This is a genomic window from uncultured Kriegella sp., from assembly GCF_963975415.1.
GTDB lineage: Bacteria > Bacteroidota > Bacteroidia > Flavobacteriales > Flavobacteriaceae > Kriegella.
Genome location: NZ_CAXBGN010000024.1, coordinates 1 through 1,689, shown reverse-complemented (window position 1 = coordinate 1,689; position 1,689 = coordinate 1). Strand labels below are relative to the sequence as shown.

Annotated in this window: 3 protein-coding genes; all 3 read left to right on the top strand. The window is 39.8% G+C overall.

The window, feature by feature from the left end; translation table 11 throughout:
* The coding region (locus AACZ88_RS23870; protein ID WP_339716296.1) for an efflux RND transporter periplasmic adaptor subunit at nt 1–770 on the top strand (770 nt) is incomplete at its 5' end.
* 22 nt (nt 771–792) lie between these two features.
* The gene (locus AACZ88_RS23865) at nt 793–1,209 is read left to right on the top strand and encodes a transcriptional repressor (protein WP_339716293.1); all 417 of its coding nucleotides are present in this window, start codon (nt 793–795) and stop codon (nt 1,207–1,209) included.
* A 54-nt stretch (nt 1,210–1,263) separates the two neighbouring features.
* Complete coding sequence (locus tag AACZ88_RS23860) at nt 1,264–1,635, top strand: DUF3703 domain-containing protein (RefSeq protein ID WP_339716290.1); 372 nt, start codon at nt 1,264–1,266, stop codon at nt 1,633–1,635.
* Nucleotides 1,636–1,689: the final 54 nt, after the last annotated feature.

Sequence of the window (1,689 nt, the reverse complement as noted above, 5' to 3'; positions counted from 1 at the left end):
AGAAGGAATTTGAAAGACAAAAGACTTTATATGACGCTGGTGTAGGCAGCGGTGCTAATTTTCAAAAAGCAGAAGCTCAATATGAGGCATCCCGAAGTATGGCCAACGGTCTGGAAGCGCAGCTGCAACAACTAAATGTTAGCGCTTCTGGCGTTAGAAAGGGAACTATTTATCAGCGTGTGGCCTTGCGTAGCCCCATAGAAGGATACGTTCAAAAAGTAGAGGTAAAAACAGGTCAGTACGTAGAACCGCAAACCGACCTTATGGAAGTCGTGGACACCCACCACGTTCACGCAGATTTGATGGTCTTTGAAAAGGATGTGTATAAAGTCAAAAAAGGGCAGATGGTTACGTTCAATGTACAATCCAATCAGGGCCAAGAACTGACCGCAGAAATTTATTCTGTGGGAAAAACTTTTGAGGAAAATCCCAAAGCATTGCACGTACACGCAGAAATCGAGAACAAGCAAGGCAATCTAATACCAGGAATGTACATCCAAGGGCGGATTCAAACTGACAATACAATGACCACGGCAATACCTGAAAGCGCCATTGCAGCCGATGGCGAAAAGTCATTTGTGTTTACAGCAATAAAGGAAGGCGAGGATTGGAAGTTTACGCCCGTAGAAGTCACAAAAGGCACTCACGATGGCGAGTGGATTGCCATAGATTTTTTAAAGGAACAAGAGCCTGATACACAATATGCCTTTAATAATACCTACTACCTTATGGCAGAAATGAAAAAGGGCGAAGCAGAACATAGTCATTAAGACTTATTAAAACTATTATAAAATGACAGAAATAGAAAAAACATTAGAAGATAAAAGTGTGCGGCCTACGGCAATGCGCATCTTAATTTATAAATATATGGCCGAAAAGGAAATTGCGGTCGCCCTTACTGATATAGAGTCAGCTTTCGCGAAAGCGGAACGCACCACATTATATCGCACATTAAAGACTTTTGAGGAAAAAGGAATAGTACACCAGATAGACGATGGAACGAATATTTCAAAATATGCTTTATGCGAACCAGGTTGCAATTGTGAACTTGACCAAGATTTGCACTTGCATTTTCATTGTACTAACTGTGACGAAACGGTTTGTTTGACCCAACAAAAAATTCCACATATAAATTTACCAGAAGGTTATATAGCAGAGGACGCAAATTTGGTAGTGAAAGGAATTTGCGAAAAGTGTAGTGGACAATAAATGCACTTCCGTTGCATTGGTACTTGACATAAATTTACCTTTGAAAAAAAAGGAATGAAGATAAAAACGGTTATTCCAGACGGTCTAAAAAAGCACTATATCAAAGAGCTCGAACTTTATCGAATTTCGCTTCTAAAAAGTGATTTGTCCAAGGCCTGGCATCATCTTGAACGCTCTCGCATATTGGGGCAATCATATCCCTATGAGCATACTTATTCTCATTGGCTGATGCTCAAATTTGGTTTAAGACAAAAAAACCTTAAAAAGGTTTTAGGGCAAATTCTAAGGCTAGTTGTAGGGGGTTGGAAATCATTCATCGACCACGTACCGACCGGAAATACTGGCGGTTCTTATGTTCCTCCTTTAAAAAGAATGAAACTTCCTATCGATTTGGAAAAAATTTTAACGAAGTATAACGCGGCATAATGAAAAAGAAAAAAGTAAACCTACGGGACATAAATACTCAAGAACATTCAGGCG

Coding starts and splice junctions, on each gene's coding strand:
- AACZ88_RS23865 (WP_339716293.1), top strand. CDS start 793: ATGACAGAAATAGAAAAAACATTAGAAGATAAAAGTGTGCGGCCTACG.
- AACZ88_RS23860 (WP_339716290.1), top strand. CDS start 1,264: ATGAAGATAAAAACGGTTATTCCAGACGGTCTAAAAAAGCACTATATC.